21 protein-coding genes are annotated in these 21,341 nt (G+C 69.6%); 8 read left to right on the top strand and 13 right to left on the bottom strand.

Going from position 1 to position 21,341, the window contains the following annotated elements; genetic code table 11:
• Window positions 1–11: 11 nt before the first annotated feature.
• Entirely contained in the window at window positions 12–872 is an 861-nt protein-coding gene (locus NAG42_RS29885; protein ID WP_250035212.1) for a UbiA prenyltransferase family protein, read from the top strand.
• Window positions 873–879: 7 nt separating this feature from the next.
• On the opposite strand, the gene NAG42_RS29880 is transcribed toward NAG42_RS29885, so the two are convergent.
• Window positions 880–1,824, bottom strand: coding sequence for a hypothetical protein (locus tag NAG42_RS29880; protein ID WP_250035211.1), 945 nt, complete (start codon window positions 1,822–1,824; stop codon window positions 880–882).
• Window positions 1,821–2,081 (bottom strand): hypothetical protein, encoded by a 261-nt coding sequence (locus tag NAG42_RS29875; protein ID WP_250035210.1) that lies wholly within the window; start codon window positions 2,079–2,081, stop codon window positions 1,821–1,823. Before NAG42_RS29875 ends, NAG42_RS29880 begins: the two co-directional genes overlap by 4 nt.
• A gap of 137 nt (window positions 2,082–2,218) precedes the next feature.
• On the opposite strand from NAG42_RS29875, the gene NAG42_RS29870 reads away from it, so the two are divergent.
• The gene (locus NAG42_RS29870) at window positions 2,219–2,698 is read left to right on the top strand and encodes a MerR family transcriptional regulator (protein WP_250035209.1); all 480 of its coding nucleotides are present in this window, start codon (window positions 2,219–2,221) and stop codon (window positions 2,696–2,698) included.
• 57 nt (window positions 2,699–2,755) lie between these two features.
• On the opposite strand, the gene NAG42_RS29865 is transcribed toward NAG42_RS29870, so the two are convergent.
• The 4 genes from NAG42_RS29865 to NAG42_RS29850 all read right to left on the bottom strand — a co-directional run bounded on the left by NAG42_RS29865 (window position 2,756) and on the right by NAG42_RS29850 (window position 6,318).
• A complete protein-coding gene (locus NAG42_RS29865; RefSeq protein ID WP_250035208.1) occupies window positions 2,756–3,640 on the bottom strand; it encodes a carbohydrate ABC transporter permease in 885 nt (294 codons plus the stop codon).
• The gene (locus NAG42_RS29860) at window positions 3,637–4,596 is read right to left on the bottom strand and encodes a carbohydrate ABC transporter permease (RefSeq protein WP_250035206.1); all 960 of its coding nucleotides are present in this window, start codon (window positions 4,594–4,596) and stop codon (window positions 3,637–3,639) included. Before NAG42_RS29860 ends, NAG42_RS29865 begins: the two co-directional genes overlap by 4 nt.
• Window positions 4,597–4,598: 2 nt before the next feature.
• Window positions 4,599–5,963 carry an ABC transporter substrate-binding protein gene (locus NAG42_RS29855; RefSeq protein ID WP_250035205.1) on the bottom strand — a complete coding sequence of 455 codons (1,365 nt, stop codon included), beginning with the start codon at window positions 5,961–5,963 and terminating at the stop codon, window positions 4,599–4,601.
• Between the two features lie 142 nt (window positions 5,964–6,105).
• Window positions 6,106–6,318 (bottom strand): RNA-binding S4 domain-containing protein, encoded by a 213-nt coding sequence (locus tag NAG42_RS29850; protein ID WP_250035204.1) that lies wholly within the window; start codon window positions 6,316–6,318, stop codon window positions 6,106–6,108.
• A gap of 79 nt (window positions 6,319–6,397) precedes the next feature.
• On the opposite strand from NAG42_RS29850, the gene NAG42_RS29845 reads away from it, so the two are divergent.
• Window positions 6,398–7,219: a DUF1775 domain-containing protein gene (locus NAG42_RS29845; RefSeq protein ID WP_250035203.1), complete on the top strand. Its 822-nt coding sequence runs from the start codon at window positions 6,398–6,400 to the stop codon at window positions 7,217–7,219.
• 149 nt (window positions 7,220–7,368) lie between these two features.
• Here NAG42_RS29845 and NAG42_RS29840 read toward each other — a convergent pair whose 3' ends face one another.
• Window positions 7,369–8,292, bottom strand: a complete 924-nt coding sequence (locus NAG42_RS29840; RefSeq protein ID WP_250035202.1) for an exopolyphosphatase — start codon at window positions 8,290–8,292, stop codon at window positions 7,369–7,371.
• 170 nt (window positions 8,293–8,462) lie between these two features.
• Between NAG42_RS29840 and zwf the strand changes: the two genes are divergently transcribed.
• Complete coding sequence (gene zwf / locus NAG42_RS29835) at window positions 8,463–9,956, top strand: glucose-6-phosphate dehydrogenase (protein WP_250035201.1); 1,494 nt, start codon at window positions 8,463–8,465, stop codon at window positions 9,954–9,956.
• On the opposite strand, the gene NAG42_RS29830 is transcribed toward zwf, so the two are convergent.
• Window positions 9,953–10,423 (bottom strand): peroxiredoxin, encoded by a 471-nt coding sequence (locus tag NAG42_RS29830; RefSeq protein ID WP_308201207.1) that lies wholly within the window; start codon window positions 10,421–10,423, stop codon window positions 9,953–9,955. The genes zwf and NAG42_RS29830 overlap by 4 nt on opposite strands.
• Before the next feature lie 141 nt (window positions 10,424–10,564).
• On the opposite strand from NAG42_RS29830, the gene NAG42_RS29825 reads away from it, so the two are divergent.
• Window positions 10,565–10,897: an STAS domain-containing protein gene (locus tag NAG42_RS29825; protein WP_250035200.1), complete on the top strand. Its 333-nt coding sequence runs from the start codon at window positions 10,565–10,567 to the stop codon at window positions 10,895–10,897.
• Between the two features lie 48 nt (window positions 10,898–10,945).
• On the opposite strand, the gene NAG42_RS29820 is transcribed toward NAG42_RS29825, so the two are convergent.
• Window positions 10,946–12,931: a PPC domain-containing protein gene (locus tag NAG42_RS29820; RefSeq protein WP_250035199.1), complete on the bottom strand. Its 1,986-nt coding sequence runs from the start codon at window positions 12,929–12,931 to the stop codon at window positions 10,946–10,948.
• Window positions 12,932–13,093: 162 nt separating this feature from the next.
• Window positions 13,094–14,137, bottom strand: a complete 1,044-nt coding sequence (locus tag NAG42_RS29815; RefSeq protein ID WP_250035198.1) for an ROK family protein — start codon at window positions 14,135–14,137, stop codon at window positions 13,094–13,096.
• A 115-nt stretch (window positions 14,138–14,252) separates the two neighbouring features.
• On the opposite strand from NAG42_RS29815, the gene NAG42_RS29810 reads away from it, so the two are divergent.
• The 3 genes from NAG42_RS29810 to NAG42_RS29800 all read left to right on the top strand — a co-directional run bounded on the left by NAG42_RS29810 (window position 14,253) and on the right by NAG42_RS29800 (window position 18,511).
• Window positions 14,253–15,779: a DUF1800 domain-containing protein gene (locus tag NAG42_RS29810; protein ID WP_250035197.1), complete on the top strand. Its 1,527-nt coding sequence runs from the start codon at window positions 14,253–14,255 to the stop codon at window positions 15,777–15,779.
• 5 nt (window positions 15,780–15,784) lie between these two features.
• Window positions 15,785–17,026 carry a DUF1501 domain-containing protein gene (locus NAG42_RS29805; protein WP_250035196.1) on the top strand — a complete coding sequence of 414 codons (1,242 nt, stop codon included), beginning with the start codon at window positions 15,785–15,787 and terminating at the stop codon, window positions 17,024–17,026.
• Between the two features lie 72 nt (window positions 17,027–17,098).
• The gene (locus NAG42_RS29800) at window positions 17,099–18,511 is read left to right on the top strand and encodes a DUF2252 domain-containing protein (RefSeq protein WP_250035195.1); all 1,413 of its coding nucleotides are present in this window, start codon (window positions 17,099–17,101) and stop codon (window positions 18,509–18,511) included.
• A gap of 66 nt (window positions 18,512–18,577) precedes the next feature.
• Here the strand turns inward: NAG42_RS29800 and NAG42_RS29795 are convergent, their stop codons facing one another.
• From NAG42_RS29795 to NAG42_RS29785, 3 genes are all read right to left on the bottom strand, one after another.
• Window positions 18,578–18,982, bottom strand: a complete 405-nt coding sequence (locus NAG42_RS29795; protein ID WP_250035194.1) for a pyridoxamine 5'-phosphate oxidase family protein — start codon at window positions 18,980–18,982, stop codon at window positions 18,578–18,580.
• Window positions 18,983–19,056: 74 nt separating this feature from the next.
• Window positions 19,057–20,604 (bottom strand): dolichyl-phosphate-mannose--protein mannosyltransferase, encoded by a 1,548-nt coding sequence (locus tag NAG42_RS29790; protein ID WP_250035192.1) that lies wholly within the window; start codon window positions 20,602–20,604, stop codon window positions 19,057–19,059.
• Window positions 20,605–20,809: 205 nt separating this feature from the next.
• Window positions 20,810–21,247, bottom strand: coding sequence for a hypothetical protein (locus NAG42_RS29785; RefSeq protein ID WP_250035190.1), 438 nt, complete (start codon window positions 21,245–21,247; stop codon window positions 20,810–20,812).
• Window positions 21,248–21,341: the final 94 nt, after the last annotated feature.

Genomic DNA, 21,341 nt, shown 5'->3' with positions numbered 1-21,341 from the left:
AGGATCCCCTCATGACAGCAGCCACCCTCGTGGTCGCCGTGTCGCGGCCGTGGTTCTGGCCCGTGTCGTGGGTTCCGGCCTATTTGGGTACGGTCCTGGCCGACCGCCGGTGGATCCCCGTGGACCAGCCGCGGGCCCTGGTCGCCCTGCTCGTGCTCGGCCCGCTGGTCTGGGGCGCCGTGCTCGCCCAGAACGATCTGCACGACCTGCCGAGCGACCGGGCCAACCCCCGCAAGGCCACCGCGCCCCTGGTCACCGGCGCGATCGACCACGCGACCCTGCGCCGCTGGTATCGCTGGATCGCGCTCGCCTGCGTCGCCGCCGCGCTGTTCGTCGGGCCGCTGTTCGTGCTCGGCGTGGCCGGCGTCCTGGCGCTGGGCTGGGCCTACAGCGCTCCCCCGCTGCGCCTCAAGACCCGGCCGGGCTGGGACGTGGCCGTGAACGCGCTGGTCGTCGGGGCCGTGTCGCCCGCCGCGGGCTGGTCGATCACGCGCGACCCGTGGGACTTCCCGTGGCAGTTCGGCCTGATCGGCGTGCTCTTCGCGGCCGCCCTCTACGTGCCGACCACCGTCACCGACCTGCGCGCCGACCGCAGTGCGGGAGACCGGACCTTCGCCGTACGGTTCGGACCCCGCACCGCCTACGCCGCGGGCGTCGCCCTCTGGTCCGCCGCCCTGGCCGTCAGCCTCGCCTGCGCCGCCACAGGCGTGATCGTCCCCCGCTCCACCCTGACCCCTCAGCTCGTGACGATCCCGATCCTCCTGACCGCGTACGCGATCCTGACCCGCCGCCCCACGATCCCCCGCCTGGCGATCCTGTCCCTGTTCTTCGCCCTCCCCACGGCCGGCTTCGCCCTCGCCGTCGTCGGATGAACGCCTCTCACGGGAGAGGTGGCCACGGCGGTGGCGGCCACGGCGGCGGGGGTGGCGGCAGGTAACTGAACGTCTCGCGCTCGTTCGTCTGCAACTGCTCTTCGTCGTAGAACATCTTGGTCAGGAGCGGACCTCGAACCTCGTACTCGTTCTCGAGGTCGGCCGGCCGTTCGAGTGACAGGGCATCCCACAGCGCCAGGTGATGCAGATCGAAGGCGACAGCGAGCTCATTGCCGAAGCGGCGCGCCGCGGACACGGACGACCTGTACGAGGCCCACGCGAACAAGTAGCAGGCGACCGGCACAAGCAGCCACACGTCGTACCGGATCAACAGCAGCGTCGTGACCGGCACGCTGACCAGGCTGAGGCTGCAGAGACGGGCGGCGGCGTCCAACTGATTGCGGGCATCCCCCAGGTGAGCGCGCATCTGGTCGGAAAGCAGGGGCACCAATCGGGGCAGGACGAACTCGGTCACGTATCCGTACCGCGCGCCGGCTCGCACTTCGCCGGCGAACAGAACGTTTCCGAGGGTGGTGGGCCGCACCGGATTTCCGACAGCCGGCAGCCAGTAGAGCAGCGATCCGACGGTACCGCCCTCCTGGAAGCGATCACGGAGAGCCTGCCGGTATCGGCCACCGCGCTCCGAGGCGACGCGTTCGAGTTCCGCCCCGAACGGCAAGCCCTGCCAATAGCCCTCCATGAGCTGGACGATCGCATAGTTGAGTGGGTGCAGCGCCACCGAAGCGACCAGAACAGCAACGGTCAGCAGGACGACGCTCACCAACGACATGTCTTGTAAGCGGTCGTCGATCCGGTGCCAGTCAGGCCGATCACCCGGCGCTCCCGCGACCACAACCGCACCAAGAAAGACGACGAAGGCGAAGTTGGGAAACAGGGTGACGATGAGAAACCGGGTCCCGAGCCGCAGGGACAGCACGTCCGAAGCGCTCATCTGATCTTGAGCCTCGGTGTGTCGGCTCCGGCTGTCCGGCTGTCAGCCGTCTTCATGCGGACCGGCGAGAGCTCATGTTCCCCGTCGATCCCCAGGCACTCCGGAGCCATCCTCGCGCGCTTGATGCCCTTACACCGGCGGCACTCGAAAACCTTGACGTCGACGGCAAAGGGCCGCTGGAGCGTAGTGGAGATCTCGGTGGGCCCGAAGGGCGGATCGGACTGACCCAGCGCCACCATCGTCAGCAGCCGCTTCACCGCTCCCCTGATGCCGCGTCCTCTGGTCATGCAGTCCCTCTTCTCAACCCGCACTCAGGTTACGGATCGAGGCCCATGAACGTAATCGCCCGTGTCGCTGCGTTCCGAAGAGGACTTGTTTGAGCGAGGATGACGACATGCCGGACGACCGCGATCCCCTACCGCTGCGGCCGTCCGTTTCTCCTTGGCTGCTGGGTGGACTGGCGCTGGGATGGCTCGTCGTTCTGGCCGTCACGCTCAAGCAGGTCGGCCTCGTCGTGACCGCCTGGGTGGCCTCGACCGGACTGGTCGTCCTGGCTTCCACCCGGCGACGACGGACACCCCCGGCAGCACCGGCAGCACCGGCAGCACCGGCCACGGCACTCGCGCCATCGCCGGCCTCCCCGCCATCGCCGGCGGCTGCCGGGGTGTTGCCGGTGGTGCTGACCCCGGAGAACGCGGCCACGTTGCTTCAGGTGCAGTCGGACGAGGTCGTCACGGCCATCCAGAAACAGCAGATCCCGGGCAACCGCATCGGTGAGCACTATCGGATGCGTACCGAATCTCTTCTGACCTGGCTGGACGGGCCGTATCGGCCGCAGGACCACCCTCCGGACGGGCCCGGACCGACTGAATGAGAGCGGTGGCCGGCCGCGGCAACGGGCCGGCCACCTTTCATCGGGGCGGAGCGGGTCCTACTTCACCGAGCCCAGCGACAGCCCCTGCACCAGCTTGTCCTGGGCGGCGAAGCCGGCCACCAGGACGGGCAGGCTGACCACGAAGGCGGCCGCGCAGAGCTGGGCCAGGAACAGGCCCTGGCTGGTGACGAACGAGGTCAGGAACACCGGCGCGGTCTCGGCGACGGTGGCGGTGAGGACCCGGGCGAACAGCAGCTCGTTCCAGCTGAAGATGAAGCAGATCAGCGCGGTGGCGGCGATGCCGGGGGTGACGACCGGGGCGATGACCGAGCGCAGGGTCTTGGTCAGGTTGGCCCCGTCCATCTGGGCCGCTTCGAGCATCTCGACCGGCACCTCGGACAGGAACGAGCGCATCATCCACACGGCGATGGGCAGGTTCATCGAGGTGTAGAAGAGGATGAGCAGCCAGATGTTGTCGAGCAGGCCGGTGTTCTGGGCGAACAGATACAAGGGCAGCAGGCCGGCCACCACGGGCAGCATCTTGGTGGACAGGAAGAAGAACAGGACGTCGGTCCACTTCTTGACCGGCTTGATGCTCAGGGCGTATGCGGCGGGCAGCGACAGCAGCAGCACGATGATCGTCGAGATCACGCTGGCGGTCAGCGAGTTGAGCAGGGGCGGCCAGGGGCTGGCGCCGCCGGAGAAGAACTCGCGGTAGCCCTCCAGGGTCAGCGGGGCGAGGACCGACGGGGGGTTGGTGGCCGCGTTGGCCTCGGAGTGGAACGAGGTCAGGACCATCCAGACCACGGGCAGCACGAACAGGATGCCGACGATCCAGGCGAGCAGGGACAGCCAGACGTTCGCGCCCTCGCGGCGCTTCTTGACCGGGCGGCCGCGCTCGTCGTGGGCGGCCGGGACCGGTGCGGTGTCGGTGATGCTCATCGGCCGGCCTCCTGCTTGAACAGCGACGACACCGTACGCAGGGCGAACGTCGCGATGATGATGGTGCCGATCACGACCACCACGGCGGCCGCGGAGGCCCGCCCGTAGTCGTGGGCCTGATAGAAGATCTGGTAGATCGTGTACGGCAGGTTCGCCGTGCCCAGACCGCCGGACGTGATGGTGAAGACCGCGTCGAAGTTCTGCACGATGTAGATGGAGCCGAGCAGCGCGCCGAGTTCGAGGTACTGCCGCAGGTGCGGCAGTGTCATGCTGCGGAAGATCTGCCAGGTGTTGGCTCCGTCGATGCGGGCCGCCTCGATCACGTCGAGCGGGCGGCCCTGCAGGCCGGCCAGCAGGATCAGCATCATGAACGGGGTCCACTGCCAGACCAGGGCGAAGATGACCGCCCACAGCGGCGCGTTGCTGATCCAGTCGGGCTGCGGCGGGTTGTCCGAGCCGAACAAACCCCAGAGCCAGGTGATCGCACCGTTGAACAGGCCGTACTCGGGGTTGAACAGGGCGTGCTTCCAGATCAGGGCGGCGGCCACCGGCACGACCAGGAACGGCGCGATCATCATGGTGCGCACCCAGCCGCGACCGCGGAACTTGCGGTCGAGCAGCAGTGCGATGCCCAGCCCGAGCAGCAGGCTGATCAGCACGACGCCCACGGTGAGCAGGATCGTGGTCCAGACCGCGTCACGCATGTTGACGTCGGTGAAGACGCGCACGAAGTTGTCGAACCCGGCGAAGCCGCGCTCGTCGGGGTAGTACGCGTTCCAGTCCATGAACGAGATGACCAGTGTGGCCACGAACGGCAGCTGGGTCACGATGATCATGAAGATCAGCGCCGGCAGCAGCGGCGCCCGCCGGGCCCACGCCGAGGCGCGGCGGGCCGCTCCGGGTGCGGGTCTGGGTTCTTCGGTCCGGGTCCCGGTGTCTTCGGCAACCGACGTCATGGTCAACCCTCCTGCCGGGACTGGTAGCGCTCGGCGACGTCCTCGGCCAGTCGCTGACCGCGTTTCAGGGCCTCGTCGACGCTCATCTGCCCGGCGATGGCCGAGCTGACGTACTGCGAGGCCTGGGTGCCGAGATCGGTGAACTCGGGGATGTCGACGAACTGGATGCCGATCGCGGGCCGGGGCTGCACGCCCGGGTTGCGCGGGTCGGCGCCCTCGATCGCCGCCTTGGTGGGCTCGGCGAACGACGAGGCGACACCGAGGTAGTCCTGGTTCTCATACGTCGAGGCGCGTTTGCCGGCCGGGACACTGGACCAGCCGACCTGCTGACCGACCAGTTCCTCGTACTGCTTGCTGGAGGCCCAGGAGATGAACTTCCAGGCGCTGTCCTTCTTCGCACTGGCCTGCTGGATGCTCCACGACCAGGCGTAGAGCCAGCCCGAGCTGTCGGTCTTGACCACCGGCGCCGGGGCGTACCCGATCTTGCCCTTGACCGGCGAGTCGTCCGCCTCGAGCGAACCGGCGGCACTGGTGGCGTCGTACCACATCGCCACGTTGCCCTGGACCAGGTTGTTGAGGCACTCGGTGAAGCCGGCCTGCGGCGCGCCGTTCTCGCCGTGCGTGCGCACCAGGTTCACGTAGAAGTTGACGGCCTCGGTGAACTCCGGCGCGTCCACCTTGGGCGTCCAGTCCTGCTCGAACCAGGTGCCGCCGAAGGTGTTCACGACCGTGGTCAGCGGCGCGAAGATCTGACCCCAGCCGGGCTGACCGCGCAGGCAGATGCCGCGCATGCCGGGCTGCTTGTTGTCGACCCGGGCCGCGATGTCGGCGACCTGCTGCCAGGTCGGCTTCGCGGGCATCTGGACGTTGTTCGCCTCGAGCACGTCCTTGCGGTACATCAGGAACGACGACTCACCGTAGAACGGCTCACCGTAGAGCTTGCCGTCGTCCGCGGTCAGCGACTGCGTCATCGGCTTGAGGATGTCGTCCTGGTCGAACTGCTGGTCGGCCGCGACGTAATCGTCCAGCGGGGCGATCCACTTCGACTTGGCGTAGATCGGGATCTCGAAGTTGCTCAGCGAGGCCACGTCGTACTGCCCGGCCTGGCTGGAGAACTCCTGGCTGATCTTGTCACGGACGTCGTTCTCCGGCAGGACCGTGAAGTTGACGTTGATGCCGGTCTCTTTGGTGAAGTTGTCGGCGGTGAGCCGCTGCAGATCGATCATCTGCGGGTTGTTGACCATCAGGACGTTGATGCTGTCGGGTCCGCCTCCGCCCGGCCCGCCACCCCATCCGGCGCACCCGGTGAGGGTGAGCACGAGAGCGGCGGCGGCGGCGAGCGGAACCCGCGTGTACCTGTGTGACATCCGGCCTCCCCGGCGAGGCTGATCGATCCAGCTTCTGTGATGCGGGTAACACACCGGCATCAGTACATGCCTGAGATCGACAGGATGTCAACCGTTCGTCACGCAGCGTCGGACGAACGGGCAGCGGAGGGCGTCGAAAGTCCTAAGTGGAAGTGACCCGGGCCTGGTTGCCGAAGACCTCGACGACGTCACCGGGGTGCAGCTGCCGCCCCCGGCGGGTGTCGACCTCGCCGTTGACCAGGACGTCGCCCGAGGCGATCAGCACCTTGCCCTCCCCACCGGTGTCGATGAGGTCGGCCAGCTTGAGGAACTGCCCGAGTCTGATCATGTCGCCGTCGATGGGGATCTCACGCATCCCGCCATCATCCGGCATCGGCCGAAAAGAATTCCGCAGGGCTTTGAACCTTTGACGCGTGTGATCCGAACTACCCCCCGTGAGGCACTTTGAGCTGGCCCGCCGCGCGGGCGTCCCGGTCGTCGCCGCCGCCGTTCTCGGCGCGCTCGTCGCCACCCCGGCCCTGGCCGACGTGACGGTGACGCCGGCGACCGCCCCCCAGGGCAGCGGGCAGAACCTGCTCCTGAAGTTCACCAACGACGGGGTCAAGCCGGTTCATACGATCACCCTCAAGTTCCGCGACGACACCCCGCTGGCCGAGGCCTACCCGCTCTCGGTCGACGACTGGGCGCCGCAGATCGGCATGCGCACGCTGGCCACGCCGCTGGCGACCCTGCACGGCACCAAGCCGACCACCGAGACCGCGTCCTGGATCAAATGGCTGGCGATGCCGGGCAAGGATCTGGCTCCCGGCGCGAGCACCGAGCTGGGCGTCGCGGTCGGCCCGCTGCCGACGCTGAGCTCGATCCAGCTCGACGTGGCCACGACCTACGCCGACGGCAAGCCCGGCCCGGCGGTCCCCCCGGCGACGATCACGCTGACCCCGGACACCACGGGCGGTCAGCCGGGTCACGGGCACGGCGGCGCGGGCACCACGGCCGGCGGCGCGGGCGACGAGGAGCAGCTCTTCCAGCAGGCCATCGAGGACGCCGACCGTGGTGGCTCGGTCTGGACGTACGCGGGCTGGGTCGTCGCCGCTCTGGCCCTGGCCGGCGGCGCGATCATGATGCTGCGCAACCGCCACCGCGCCGAGGACGACGAGCCGGACGAGGACGAGGGCACCGGCGAGCCGGCGGCCGAGGAGAAGGAGCCGGTCGCGGCGGGCAGCGGCGCCAACAGCAAGTGGGCCTACAAGGGCTGACAGCGAGACTCCCGCGATGGTGGACGCGGGATCCCGTCGTGATGGCGCGCGTGGGGCGCGGCGCACGACCTGCGGGTGGGGACATTGGGCATGACCCGCGACCCGTGGACGGGGGCGGGAGAGTTCGTCTCTCCCGCCCCCGAGTACTTCTAGACCGACACCGTACGAGGTGAGCGCAGCGCGTCGACGATCTCGCGCTCAACCCGTTCAGCTTGATCGTGAGGCACCTGGCAGGTGCCGGCGGCGACGTGCCCGCCCCCGCCGTAGCGCAGCATCACCTCACCCACGTCCACCGGTGAGGTGCGGTCGAGGATCGACTTGCCGCAGGCGAACACGGTGTTCAGCTTCTGCCGCCCCCAGATCACGTGGACCGAGACCCGTGCCTCGGGGAACATCGCGTACACCATGAAGCGGTTCCCGGCGTGGATCACCTCCTCGTCGCGCAGGTCGACCACGACGACGTCGCCGTCGACGTGGCTGACCCGCTTCAGCTGCTCGACGAACAGGTCGTGCTGAGCGCGGTACAGCTCCGCCCGCTCGGCCACGTCGGGCAGGGCGAGGATCTCGCGGACGTCGTTGTGCTGGATGCAGGCGTCGATGAGCTGCATCATCAACTGGTAGTTGGAGATCCGGAACTCGCGGAAACGACCGAGGCCCGTCCGGCTGTCCATCAGGAAGTTGAGCAGCGTCCAGTCCTGCGGGTCGAGGATGTCCTGCAGGGTGTAATCGGCCGAGTCGGCCTGGTCCACCGCGTACATGAGGGAGTTGGAGACCTCGGGGAAGCGCTCCCGGCCGCCGTAGTACTCGTAGATCACCCGGGCCGCGGAGGGCGCGTCGGCGTCGATGACGTGGTTACTGATGTTGCTGTCGTTGCGCAACGTCTCCGAGTGATGGTGGTCGAAGACCATGTAGGCCCCCGGCGCGTACGGCAGGTTGGTGAGGATGTCGTTCTCGGTCACCTCGACCTCCCCGTCCTGCACGTCCTTGGGGTGGACGAACTTGATGTCGCCGATCATGTCGAGGTGGCGCAGCAGCACGGCGCAGACCAAGCCGTCGAAGTCGCTACGGGTCACGAGCCGATACTTCACGGGTCCCCCTAGAGTGCGCACAGCGGTACACCCCAGTTTGCCACTTTTGTCGGTGTATCCCGGGTCGCATCCGGGGATGGAAGTGAACCTTTCCGGCTCAGCCCTGCGTAGAGTTTTCCCGGACGGTCCCAACGGTCGGAGGACACGCAAAAACCATGGACAACGCCCCTCAGCTCATCCAGGAGCGCAGCGCCCCACCCGCCACGCTGGTGATCTTCGGCGCCTCGGGCGACCTCACCCGGCGCAAGCTCCTCCCGGCCGTGGAGAGTCTCGCCCGGCACAATCGCCTGCCCAGCCAGTTCGCCCTGGTCGGGGTGGCCCGCACGCCGATGGGCGACGAGCAGTTCGCGGACAGCGCGCTCGGCGACCGCAGCCTGCTCGACAAGGCGCAACTCCAGGGCGGCATCCGGTACGTCTCGGGCGGCTACGACGACCCCGAGACCTACAAGCGGCTGGCCGAGACCCTGGACGGGCTCGACGCCGAGCGCGGCACCGCCGGCAACCGCCTGTTCTACCTGTCCACCCCGGCCGAGGCCTTCGAGCCGGTGATCAACGGGCTGGCCGGGGCCGGGCTCAACCACCCCCGCGAGGGCTCCTTCTCGCGGCTGGTCATCGAGAAGCCGTACGGTCGTGACCTGCCCTCGGCCCGCGAACTCGACGCCGTCGTGCACGGCTCGTTCGACGAGCCGCAGGTCTTCCGCATCGACCACTACCTGGGCAAGGACACCGTCCAGAACGTGCTGGCGCTGCGCTTCGCCAACTCGATCTTCCAGCCGATCTGGGACCGCTCCTGGGTCGACCACGTGCAGATCACGGTGGCCGAGACGCTCGGCGTGGGCACCCGGGGCGGCTTCTACGAGCACGCCGGCGCGATGCGTGACATCGTGCAGAACCACGTGCTCCAGGTGCTGGCGCTGGCCCTCATGGAGCCGCCGGCGTCGTTCGAGGCCGAGGGGCTGCGCAACGAGAAGGTCAAGCTGCTCCAGGCGATCCGGCTGCCCACCAACCGCGACATCGCCGACCTGGCCGTCCGCGGGCAGTACACGCGCGGTGGCACCCGCGACGACCTGATGGCGGGCTACCGCGAGGAGGTCGGCGTCGACCCGCTGTCGCGGACCGAGACGTACGCGGCCATGCGGCTCAACGTCGACAACTGGCGCTGGGCCGGGGTGCCGTTCTACGTCCGTACCGGAAAGCGGCTGCCGGCCCGGGTCACCGAGGTCGCCCTGCAGTTCCAGCGGCCGCCGCACCTGCCGATCCCGCAGGACCAGCTGACCGGGCTCGAGGCCGACGCGCTGATCCTGCGCATCCAGCCCAACGAGGGCATCTCGCTGCGCTTCGGGGCCAAGGTGCCAGGCCACTCGTTCCGGGTCCGGACCGCGTCGATGGACTTCTCGTACGAGCACACGTTCGCCGAGGAGTCCCCCGAGGCGTACGAGCGTCTGCTGCTCGACGCGCTGCTGGGCGACCCGACGCTGTTCATCCGCAGCGACGAGGTCGAGCACTCGTGGCGGATCGTCGACCCGATCATCGAGCACTGGGCGCAGGACAACTCGCCCATCCCGACCTACGAGGCGGCCTCGTGGGGCCCCGCCGACGCCGACCGCCTGATCGGCCGCAGCGGGCGCGCCTGGAAGAACAACATCTAGGACGGCTTGCGCGCCGCGAGAGCCTGGAGGGCTCTCGCGGCGTGATCGTTCATATTGGTCTCTGAGTGGATGACCTCGAGGATCGAGCGGTCGGTGTCGATCACGAAGGTCATCCGCTTGGTGCTGAGCGGGCCCAGGGGCAGCTTGCGCTTGACGCCCAGGGCCGCCGCGACCGCGCTGTCGGGGTCGCTGAGCAGCGGGTAGTCGAAATCGTGCTTCTCGGCGAACTGCTTCTGCTTCTCGGGCCGGTCCTTGCTGATGCCGACCCGCTGGGCGCCCGCCTCGCGGAACTCGGCCCCCAGGTCGCGGAAGTTGCAGGCCTCGGCCGTGCAGCCCGAGCTCATGGCGGCGGGATAGAAGAACAGCACCACCGGGCCCCCGGCGAGCAGCTCGCTCAGCCTGCGGGGCACGCCGTCCTGGTCGGGAAGCTGGAAATCGTCGACGACGTCACCCGGTCCGATGCTCACCGGGAAAACTTACCGCCCAGTAGGCGATTCGGCCATCGGGCCTCACCTCCCCTAGGGTGAGAGACGTCGAACCACCGTCCGCTCGATCGATCAAGCAAGATCCTTTGACCCCCCGGCAATCTCCACCGAAAGCGACACACCATGCAGGTCTCGGTTGCGCACCACCCGCCGAACACGGCCGTGCTGGTGCTGCGAGGATCCCTCGACATCGACACCGCGCCCGTGCTCAAGGCGAATCTCGCCCGTCTCGTCGACCGGCCCTCGCCCCGGGTCGTGGTGGACGTCTCCGGGCTGGACTTCTGTGACTCGATGGGTGTCGGCGTGCTGGTCACCGCGCACGGCCGGGCCACCGAGCGGGACGGCTGGGTGCGCCTGGCCGCGCCGTCGGGCTTCCTGCGCCGCCTGTTCGACACGCTCGGCCTGACCGACTACCTGGCCCTGTTCCCCGACGTGGAATCGGCGCTGAAGGATTGAAGGCCGGACCGCGGTGAGCCGGCCGGCGGACCGGCCGGCTCACTGCAGTTAACTGGTCAGGCCGAAAACGATGCGGCCCAGCGTGTCCTCGGTGCCGACGAAGCCCTCGGCCGGCAGGAAGGTGCTGTCCCCGAAGTCGACGTCGAGGTCGTCCGCGGTGCCACCGACGCCGTCCGGTCCGACGCCGAAGAGCGTCGCGAAGCCGGTGCCGCCCGCGTCCATCAGGTTGGGCAGCGCGTCCCGGTTGTCGGTGTGGAAGTCACCGAAGAAGTGGCCGGCCTCGTGCGAGATCACGTTGGCCAGACCCTGCGCGACGAACGCGAGCCGGTCGCTGTCGCCGGTCAGATAGGTGTTGAGCGACGCCGGCGTGGAACCGGCGGGTGAGCTCAGCACGTCGAGCAGCACCAGCGCGGTCTCCTCGGTCTCGAAGTTGCCCGGGTCGATGCTCTGCGCGATGCCGATCGTGTCGACGCCGGACTCGTCGATGGTGCCGCCGACCACGACCCGGCTGACGTTCGCCTTGCCGAAGGTGTCCGCGTTGTCCTTGCTGTTGGCGATCTTCACCTTGAACTTGGGGTTGAGACCGCTCGCCACGAGGTCGTTCTTGATGTTCTCGGTGACCCCGGCGACGACCCGGTCGATCAGCTCGTCCTCGTCGGCCCGGGTCAGGCCCCATCTGGTGAGGAACGCGGCCAGCGGCGACAGGTCGCTGTTGCCGGTGCCGCCGAAGACGCCGGTGTTCACCCGGGCGCCGTCGAAGTCGAGGTACAGCGTCTGCTGCGGCTTGGCGCCCTGCAGCACCGGCCGGTAGGCCTCGACCTTGACCTGGTAGGCCCCGGAACCGCCGGCGACGCCGATGTAGTGCCAGCCGGCCTGGGTCGCCACGTGGTCGGTGACCGCGTTGCCACCGCCGGGCAGCGGCGAGTCCATCGGGTAGATGGAGGACGCGTCCTGCCGCGAGCCGTGCACCTCGCGGGGCAGGGTGTCGTAGACGGTCAGGAAGGTCGCCGACCCGGTGACCGCGCCGCCGAGGACGTCCCCGGGACGCAGCTTGATCGCGTAGAAGTCCTCGTCCACGCCACCCGAGGTCAGGGTCAACGTGTACGGGCCCTCGCTGGGCGGGCTCGTGTCGCCGATGCCGCCACCGCTGCCCGAGTCGAACGGGTCGGCGGGCAGGCCGCCGTAGGCCGCCACCGCCAGGTAGTAGTCGCCGGTGGTGGTGACCCGGTGGACGATCCGGCTGTCCACCCCGGAGAAGTCGTCGTTGACCGCGACCAGGGTGCCGTCCGGCTTGAAGAGCTGCAACACGGTGTCGAGCGGCCCGGTCGGGGTGGCCGTCGAGAGCGTCAGCACCTTGCCGGCCGGCGCGGTGAGCTTGTAGAAGTCGAAGTCGTTGCTGCCGTCGCCGGTCTGCCGCCCGTGCGGGCCGTCGCCGATCTGGGAGGTGATGACGGCACCGTTCTGGGTGCCGATGCCGATCCCGGTGGGCCCGGCCAGCGGGATCGATCCGTTGTCCTCGGGAGCCGGCGCGACGGTCGGCGTGCCCACCACCTCGTTGTCCAGGCTGCCCAGGATGCGGATGTTCGAGAACTGGTTGGCCCCGGTGCCGTACCCGGTGACCCGCTGCGCGTTGACCGGCACGTCGTTGCCGCCGGAGGTGCCGGGCAGCTCGTCCTCGTCGACCACCACAGCCGGCTTGGGCGCGGCGGCCGCCTTGAGCGCCTTGGTCTGCTTGTCCCGGGCGGCGGCCTTGGACTTGGCCTGGGTCTTCAGGTAATTGGCCCAGCCCGAGAAGTCCACCTTGGCCGGATCGGCCACCTCGGCCAGATACGGGTTCGGGCCCTTCGGCTTCGCCCCGTACGGCGCCTTGGGCGCGATGCCGACACCGGCGGCCAGCGAGGCCTGGTCGGCCGGGCTCAGGTCGCTGCCCGGTGCGGACGGTGCGAGTGCGTGCGGACCAGCTTGCGCGGCTCCCGGCGTGATCAACGCGAGGCCGAGCACCGCCGCGGAGACGGTTGCGATGCTTCGTCGCATCTAATTTCCCCCTTCAGCCCATCGACGACCCCCCGGCCGAAGACGGCACCGCCGACGTTACTGAAGAAGATCGTCGATATCTATAAATGTCGATCAGACGTAACACAGGTGAAGAAAAGCCGCCCCGGGCTCAGCCCGGGGCGGTTCCTCTGTGCTGAAGGGTCAGACTGTCTGCACCGACTCCAGGGCGGCCACCGCGGCGCCGCGAGCCCCGGCCATGTCGAGGTCGGCCACCAGCGCGAAGGTGGCGGCGGCCTGCTGCTCGGCCCGCAACTCGGTGTTCTCGCGGACGGTGTTGAGGAACCACTGCCGGAATTTCGGGGACGCCTCGACCACCCCACCGCCGAGCAGATAGGCGTCCGGGTCGGTGAAGTTGGCGGCGATGGTGAAGAGCTTGCCGATCGCCTTGGCCTGCTGCTCGAACACGGCCAGGGCGAGCGGGTCCTCCTTCTCGCCGTACGATCGCAGTTGCTTGGCCGCCTGGGGCAGCGGCTCGGCGGCCAGCGGGTGATCGGGGAACCGGGTCAGCCAGTAGGGCAGCAGGTTCTTCTTGATCCCGGTGAGCGACGCGATGCTCTCGACGTCGCCGGTGAAGCCGCAGTTGCACACGGGCACCGGCTGGCCGGTCTCGAGCACGCCGTGCAGCGGGATCTGCACGTGGCCCAGCTCGCCGGCCATGCCCGCGGCACCGCTGACGACCTTGCCGTCGGAGACCACGCCGCCGCCCAGGCCGGTGCCGACGATCGCGGCGACCGACGACTTGATCATCGCCTGGGCGCCGAAGAGCTGATGGTGGGCGTAGAGGGCGGCCGCGTTGGCGTCGTTCAGATAGAAGACGGGCAGGCCGATGCGGGCCTCGAGCGCGCTGCGGATGTCGAACCCGTGCCACGACACCATGCTGAAGTTGGTGGCGCCCTTCGACGAGATGACGCCGTGGGCGCTGGCCGGGCCCGGCGTGTCCAGCCCGACCGCGCGGACCAGGGTCAGCGGGGTGCTGGTCAGCTCGAGGATGTTGTGGAAGGCCTCGGCCAGCTGCTCGATGGCCGACTCGGGACCCTCGGTCACCAGGCTCGGGTTCTCCACCAGGTTGTCGACGAGATATCGGCCCGTGGCGTCCAGCACGGTGGCGTTGTTGCAGGTGCCGCCGTTGTCGAGACCGACGACGACCCAGGAGGCGGGGGTGCGTACCGATTCAACCTGATCCACAGGGCTGAGCGTACGTCCGACTTCGCCCCGGCGGTACGGGTGCGGGCGGATTGCGGGTCCGTTAGTCATGGTTGCAGCGGCGACGGCCCGATGCGTACGGGTCGAAGGTCCTGGCATGACGACCCGACGCACGCTTCTCGCCGCCGGTGCCGCCACCGCTGTCGCCACCGCCGTGGCCACCGCTGTCGCCGCTCCGGCCGCGACCGCCGCCCCGGCCGCCCTCGACCCGGCCAAGCTGATCTCGGCCGACCCGATCGCGCACCTGGTGCGCCGGGCCACCTTCGGCCCCACCCCGGCCTCGCTGGCCGAGGCGGCCAAGCTCGGCGTGGCCGGCTGGCTCGACCGGCAGCTCTCCCCCGCCTCCATCGAGGACGCCGCCTGCGACAAACTGATGGCCCGGCTGCCGCTGGCCGGCGCGAGCATCGCGAACGTCCGCTCGTCGATCGCCAAGAACTCGTACGACGCGTTCAAGCAGCTCGGCCGGGCCGCGGTGGCCCGCGCCGCGTGGAGCAACCGGCAGCTGTTCGAGACCACGGTCGCCTTCTGGGCCAACCACCTGCACGTCGCCGCGCCGTCCAGTGGAGTGTGGGACAGCCGCTCCGACTACGACACCCAGGTGATCCGCAAGCACGCGTTCGGCCGCTTCGCCGACATGCTCAAGGCGTCGATGAAGCACCCGGCGATGCTCACCTACCTCGACAACCGCTCGTCGACCAAGGCCCACCCGAACGAGAACTACGCGCGCGAGCTGATGGAGCTGCACACCGTCGGGCTCGTCTACACCGAGCAGGACGTCTACGCCGCCGCCAAGCTGCTCACCGGTCTCACCGTCAACACCGCCGGGACGTACGTCTACGACGGCGCCCGCCACGTGACGGGCGCGGTCGAGATCGCCGGTTTCCGGCACGCCAACGCCACGGCCGCCGTGGGCGAGTCGGCGGCCATGGCGTTCGCCGACCACCTGGCCCGTCACCCGGCCACCGCGCAGCGCCTGGCCACCAAGCTGTGCCAGCGGTTCGTGGCCGACGAGGCGCCCGCCACGCTGGTCACCAAGCTGGTCAAGGTCTACCTGGACAACGACACCGCGATCAAGCCCGTGCTCAAGGCGCTGTTCACCTCGCCCGAGTTCGCGGCGTCGATCGGACAGAAGTCGCGCACGCCGTTCGAGGACCTGATCGCGACGATCCGGACGCTCGGGCTGGGACCGGAGACGACCGGCGTCAAGGCCCTCGACGCGCTCTACAACGGCCTGGTCAACGCGGGCAACGCGCCGTTCCGGTGGAGCCCGCCCAACGGCTTCCCCGACGTGGCCGCGGCCTGGGCGTCGCCGTCCGGCTTCCTGATGCGCTGCAACAACCACCTCAACCTGGCCGCCGGCTGGTACCCCACCCAGCTCACCCGTCCCACCGACCTGCTGAAGTCGCTGGTCCCGGCGCTGCCCGGCACCTACGGCGGGCTGGTCGAGGCCCTCGCCGTACGGCTGATCGGGTCGAAGTTGCCGGCCGCGCACACAGCCGCCGTGCTCAGCGTCGCGGGCAAGCTGCCGACCAGTCCTCTGACCGCATCCGACAAGTCGCTCGCCGGCCACGCCCCGTACCTGATCGCGCTGGTCCTCGACGCGCCGTCCTTCCAGCTGAGGTGAGGCCCATGACGTTCTTCGACTGCGGGGAGAAGCAGCTCAGCCGGCGTGGCCTGCTGGGCGCGGCCGGCCTGACCGGTCTGGTCGCGGCCGGGGTGTCGACCGAGCTCGCGTACGCCGCACCCGGTTACACCGGGGACACGCTCGTGGTGCTGTCGCTGCACGGCGGCTTCGACGGGTTGTCGGCGCTGGCCCCGATCGGTGACCCCGACTACTACAAGGCTCGCCCGGCCATCGGCGTCCCCAAGGCGCAGGTCATCGCGGGCGACGGCAGCTTCGGCCTGCACCCCGCGCTCGCCCCGCTGCTGCCGCTGTGGCAGAGCGGCAAGCTCGCCGGCGTGCACGCGGTCGGCCAGCCCAACCCGACCCGCTCCCACTTCGCGGCCATGGAGGCGATGGAGAACGCGGCCCCGGGCACCTCCGTCCGCAGCGGCTGGCTCGGTCGCATGATCGGTGCCTCGGGCGCGGCCGGACCGCTCGCCGCCGTCTCGGTCGGCGGGGCCATGCCGGATCGCCTGTTCGCCGGTTCCGCGCCCTCGGTCTCGATGGCCGGGATCGACAAGTTCACGCTGGCCGGCGACTCGGACAAGCGACCCCGGGCGGCGGCTCTGCGGGCGATGTACGCCGATGCGCCGCTGCTGCAGGCCGGGCCGGCGCTGGCGGCCGACAAGGCGCTGACGGCGAGCGCGGCGGTGCGCTCGGCCGCGTACACGCCGGCCAACGGCGCGACCTACCCCGCGACCGAGCTGGGTGCCGCGCTGCGGGACGTGGCCCGGCTGATCAAGGCGAAGGTCGGGCTGGCCACGGCCGCTGTCGACTGCGGTGACTGGGACATGCACGAGGGGCTCGGCCAAGCGGTCAAGGGCCAGCGGATGTACGACAACCTGACCGACCTCGCGCTGGCCCTGGCGGCGTTCGCGACCGACCTCGGGCCCGACGGCATGAGCTCGGTGACGCTGCTGACGATCAGCGAGTTCGGGCGGCGGGTGCAGGAGAACGGCTCGCGCGGCGCCGACCACGGGCACGGCAACGCGATGCTGCTGCTCGGCGGCGGGGTGAAGGGCGGGAAGGTGTACGCGAAGTGGCCCGGCCTGGCGCCGGGCGCGCTGGTCGCGGGTGACCTCGCGGCGACCACCGACTACCGGTCGGTGATCGGCGAGATCCTGCAGAAGCGCTGCGGCCTGGGATCACTCGGTCCGGTGTTTCCTTCGGTCACACCGTCGACGTTCGGCCTGGTGACCGCGCGCTGACACCTGTCGTTGAACGACCGTTAACCCTCGTGGGAGGTACTGGAGGTCTCTCTGGCTCTAGGGTTGGCCGTGATGGAACCAGCAACCGGGCACGTCGTCCTCGCGACCGCCGCCGACGAGGGCTTCGCCTCGCTGCGGCTTCCCGCCCGGCCCCGCGCCGAGCGGTACGAGCTCGGCCGATCACTGCGCGAGCGGTCGCACCGGTCCGACATGGCCCGGTGGACGGTGCCGCACGACCGGGTCGACCCGGTCACCCAGATCAGGAAGGCCAACCTCGGCCGGCAGCCGGGGCTGGTCCCGGTGCGCGTGGGCCGGATGATCACCTCGCCGCACGCCTACCTGCGGGGCTCGGCCAACGTGATGGCCGACGACTTCGCGCACCTGCCGTCGACCGGGATCACGCCGGTCATCTGCGGCGACGCGCACCTGGGGAACTTCGGCTTCTACGCGTCACCCGAGCGCGAGCTGGTGTTCGACCTCAACGACTTCGACGAGGCCCACCCGGGTGCGTGGGAGTGGGACCTGCGCCGGCTGGTGACGAGTGTCCATGTGGCCGGGCGGCAGAACGGCTTCAAGGAGAGCGCCTGCGCCGACGCGGTGGAGCACTGCGTGGACGAGTACAAACTGCAGATCCAGCATCTGGCCGAGCAGCCGCTGCTGGGCCGCTCGTTCGACCAGATGGACGTGGGCCGGTTGCGTTCGGCGGCGTCCCGGCCCAGCTTCCGGGCCCAGATCGACCGGGCGGCCCGCCGGGCCCGGCGGCGCACCAGCGACCGGGCGCTCCCCCGGTTCACCGAGCTGCGGGACGGCACGGCCCGGCTGGTCGAGGAGCCGCCGCTGATCACCCGGCCCAGCGACGCGGAGCAGGAGCTGCTGGCCGAGGCGCTGGACGGTTATCTGAACACGCTGCCGCCGCACTGGGCCCGCATCCTGGCCGGCTACCGGATCGTGGACATCGCGCACAAGGTGGTGGGCGTGGGGTCGGTCGGCCTGCGGGCGTACGTCGCGCTGTGCGAAGGGTCGAGCTCCTCGGACGTGCTGTTCCTGCAGCTCAAGGAGGCCCGGCGCTCGGTGGTGGCCCGGCACGCCCACGGCGACGCGGCGTGGCACCGGCACCAGGGGCAGCGGGTGGTCGAATACCAGCAGGCGCTGCAGACGGTGTCGGACCCGCTGCTGGGGTGGGCGACGGTCGGGGACACGCAGTTCTATGTGCGGCAGTTCCGCGACATGAAGGGCGCGATCGTGGTCGAGGACGTCGACGCCGGGGCACTGGGCGACTACGCCGGAATCTGCGGCTATCTGCTGGCCAAGTCGCACGCCCGGACCAGCGGGGCGTCGATGATCGCGGGCTACATCGGCAGCAGCGGGAAGATGGCCGACGCGCTGTGCCGGTTCGCCCGCGCCTACGCCGACCAGGTCGAGAAGGACCACGCCGAGCTGGTCACCGCGGTGCGCCACGGCCTCCTGCCGGCAGCGTCGGCTTGAGCTCGTGTTGTCGGCTTGAGCTGGTGTTGTCGGCTTGAGCTCGTGTTGTCGGCTTGAGCTCGTGTTCTAGTCGGTGAAGCGGCTCGAACCCAGAATCCTGGTCACCGTGATCTCCAGTGCCACCCGCGACGGGTTGGGCCGCGGGGTGCGGTAGCGGGCCGCATACCGCTCGACCGCCTCGGCCACCGACGCGGGATCGTCGCGGACCACTGCCAGTCCTTCGACGGTGGCCCAGCGCGGGCCCTCGACCTGACAGATCGCCACCCGGGCCTGACCGGACCGGACGTGCCGCACGTGGGCCGAGCTCGACGACGAGATGACCCGGGCCAGGCCGGTCGCGGGATCGAGGGTGGCTCCGACGGCCACCACGTGGGGTGAACCGTCCGCCCGCAGGGTGGTCAGAGTGCACAGGTGCCGCTCGGTCCAGAACTCCAGCAACGCCGGATTGTCGATCGTGACGCGACCGCTCACCACAACTCCTCACCACCAGCCCGCACCAACCTGATCATGATGCGCCCTGCCTCGTCCGCCCCGCCGGGGTGGGGTCAGATCCAGCGGCTGCCCAGCCACATGCGGGCGCTCCAATCCTCGTACGGGATGGATTGGCCCACGAAAATGGGGAAGAAGTAGGCGAAGCAGAGGGCCACCACGGTGACGTAGAGACCGGCGGCGATGGTGCCTATGAGCTGGCGGTCCGTTCTGGCCTTGCCCTGGGTGATGCCTTCGGGCGGGGTCATGATCGCACCGAGGACGTAGACGACGGCGAGGATCAGGAACGGGACGGCCGGCATGGCGTAGAACGAGAACATCGTCCGGCCGTCCTTGATCGCGTAGTAGAACCACGGGAGCAGGCCGCCCGCGACCGGGACGAGGATCGCCCAGGCGCGCCAGTCGCGGCGGGCCAGACCGAACCAGATCAGCGCGGCCAGGGCGGGCAGGAACGACCACCACAGGATCGGCGTGCCGAGCAGGATGATCTGGCGGGCACAACTGGGAGCGCCGCAGTCGGTGGCACCGGGCCAGTAGAAGTTGACCGGCCGCCCGATCAGCAGCCACTGCCACGGCCAGGACTGGTACGGGTGCTTCGAGGTCAGGCCACTGTGGAACGAGTACGCCTCGTGGTGGTAGTGCATCAGGTTGAGCAGGGCGCCCAGCACCGGTGGCTCGCTCAGGCCGTTCGCCTCGCGGTAGTGACGGAAGTAGCCGGTGTTGGTGACGAACCAACCGGTCCAGGTGGCGAGGTAGAAGACCGCGGTCAGGACGACGCTGAGCAGCCCCCAGCCGAGGTCGGCGGTGATCGACCGGCGCATCCCGGCCGACTGGCGAGCCCGCACCCGCCAGACGATCACCAGCAGGCCGAAGAACGGCAGGAAGAACAGGGCGCTCCACTTCACCCCGCAGGCCAGGCCCAGCAGCGCACCGCCGGCGAGCATCCACCACGGGACGATCCGCCGCTTCTCCCCGGTCTCCAACTGCCGCAGCAGGGCGCGCCGGTAGTGGTCTCGGTCGATGAGCAGCGCGGCGAACGAGGCAAGGATGAACAGGCCGATGAAGATGTCGAGCAGGGACACCCTGGAGAGCACCAGCTGGAAGCCGTCCAGCGTCAGCAGCAGCCCGGCGGTGCCGGCCAGCACGATCGAGTGGAACAGACGGTAGGCGACCCGGATGAGGATCAGCACCATCAGCGTGCCGGCGATCGCCGTCGGGACGCGCCAGCCCAGCTCGTTGTTGCCGAAGACCATCTCGCCCAGCGCGATCAGCCATTTCCCCAGCGGCGGGTGCACCACGTAGGCAGGCCCGTTGGTCTTCTCGGCGTCCCACTCGACGCCGTGGGTGAGCATGTCCCAGGCGTCGGTCGGGTAGTACACCTCGTCGAAGATGTACCCCTTGGCCGAGCCCAGACCGTTGAGCCGCAGGATCGCCGCGATCGCCGTGATGATCGCGGTGACGAGCCACGAGTACGGGTCGAGCCAATTCTCCAGGGTCGCCAGCCGCCGCCGGACGACACCGGGCACGGCTCGCCCGGCCGGGATCCCGGTCGCCGGATCAGGTTCCGGAGTCAGCTCAGTCTCAGCCGTCGCCGCGCTAGTCACCCCGGGATCGTAGGGCTTCGGGCCCGGTTGTGACGACCGCCCAGGGCGTATCCGGTGGATCACGTGGGAGCGAGGCGAGGTCCAGGTCGTGGCTGACGTCGGCCGCAGGGCGGTCCGATACCGGTGTTGTATCGGGCCGTTCTGTGGACGCCGTCAGGCGCGAGCTGGGCCACGCCGCAGCCCCACGTGATCCACCGGATACGCCCTAGATACGGCCGTCGGAGGTGAAGGGGCCGACGCGGGCCGGCAGGGCCAGGCCGGAGGCGGCCAGTGACATGAGGAGGTCGTGGAGCTGACGGCACGTGAGTGTCTCGTGCCGGGCGATCTCGGGGTGCGCGACGCCCAGGGCCCGGGCCGCCTCGATCGCCCGGGTGCCGATGGCGGCCTCGACCGCCCACAGGCGGTGGGCGCGCATGGCCAGGTGGGCCGAGGCGGTCAGCTCACTGTGCAGGCGCAGCAGGCGGCGCAGGTCGGCGGCGAGTTGCTCGATCGGCGGCCCGAACGGCTCCGGCGGCTGGGGCCGGGCCGCCTCCCAGCGAGCGGCGATCGCGCCGCACCACTTCGGCGCCCACACGACCACCGCGCCGAGCAGAGTCGGGGTGGCCACGATCAGGGCGAGCTTTCCCACATCCCACAGGTCCACTGATGCTCCTCGCGAACGGCGACATGGCCGTCCTTCGACCATCCGCCGCACCGGGACGAGCGTCAACCCGAATGCCTCACAGAACGCACGCCCG

Source organism: Paractinoplanes maris (assembly GCF_023544465.1).
GTDB lineage: Bacteria > Actinomycetota > Actinomycetes > Mycobacteriales > Micromonosporaceae > Actinoplanes > Actinoplanes maris.
The sequence above is the reverse complement of the archived record's forward strand: the minus strand, read 5'-3'. Positions and strand labels throughout refer to the sequence as shown.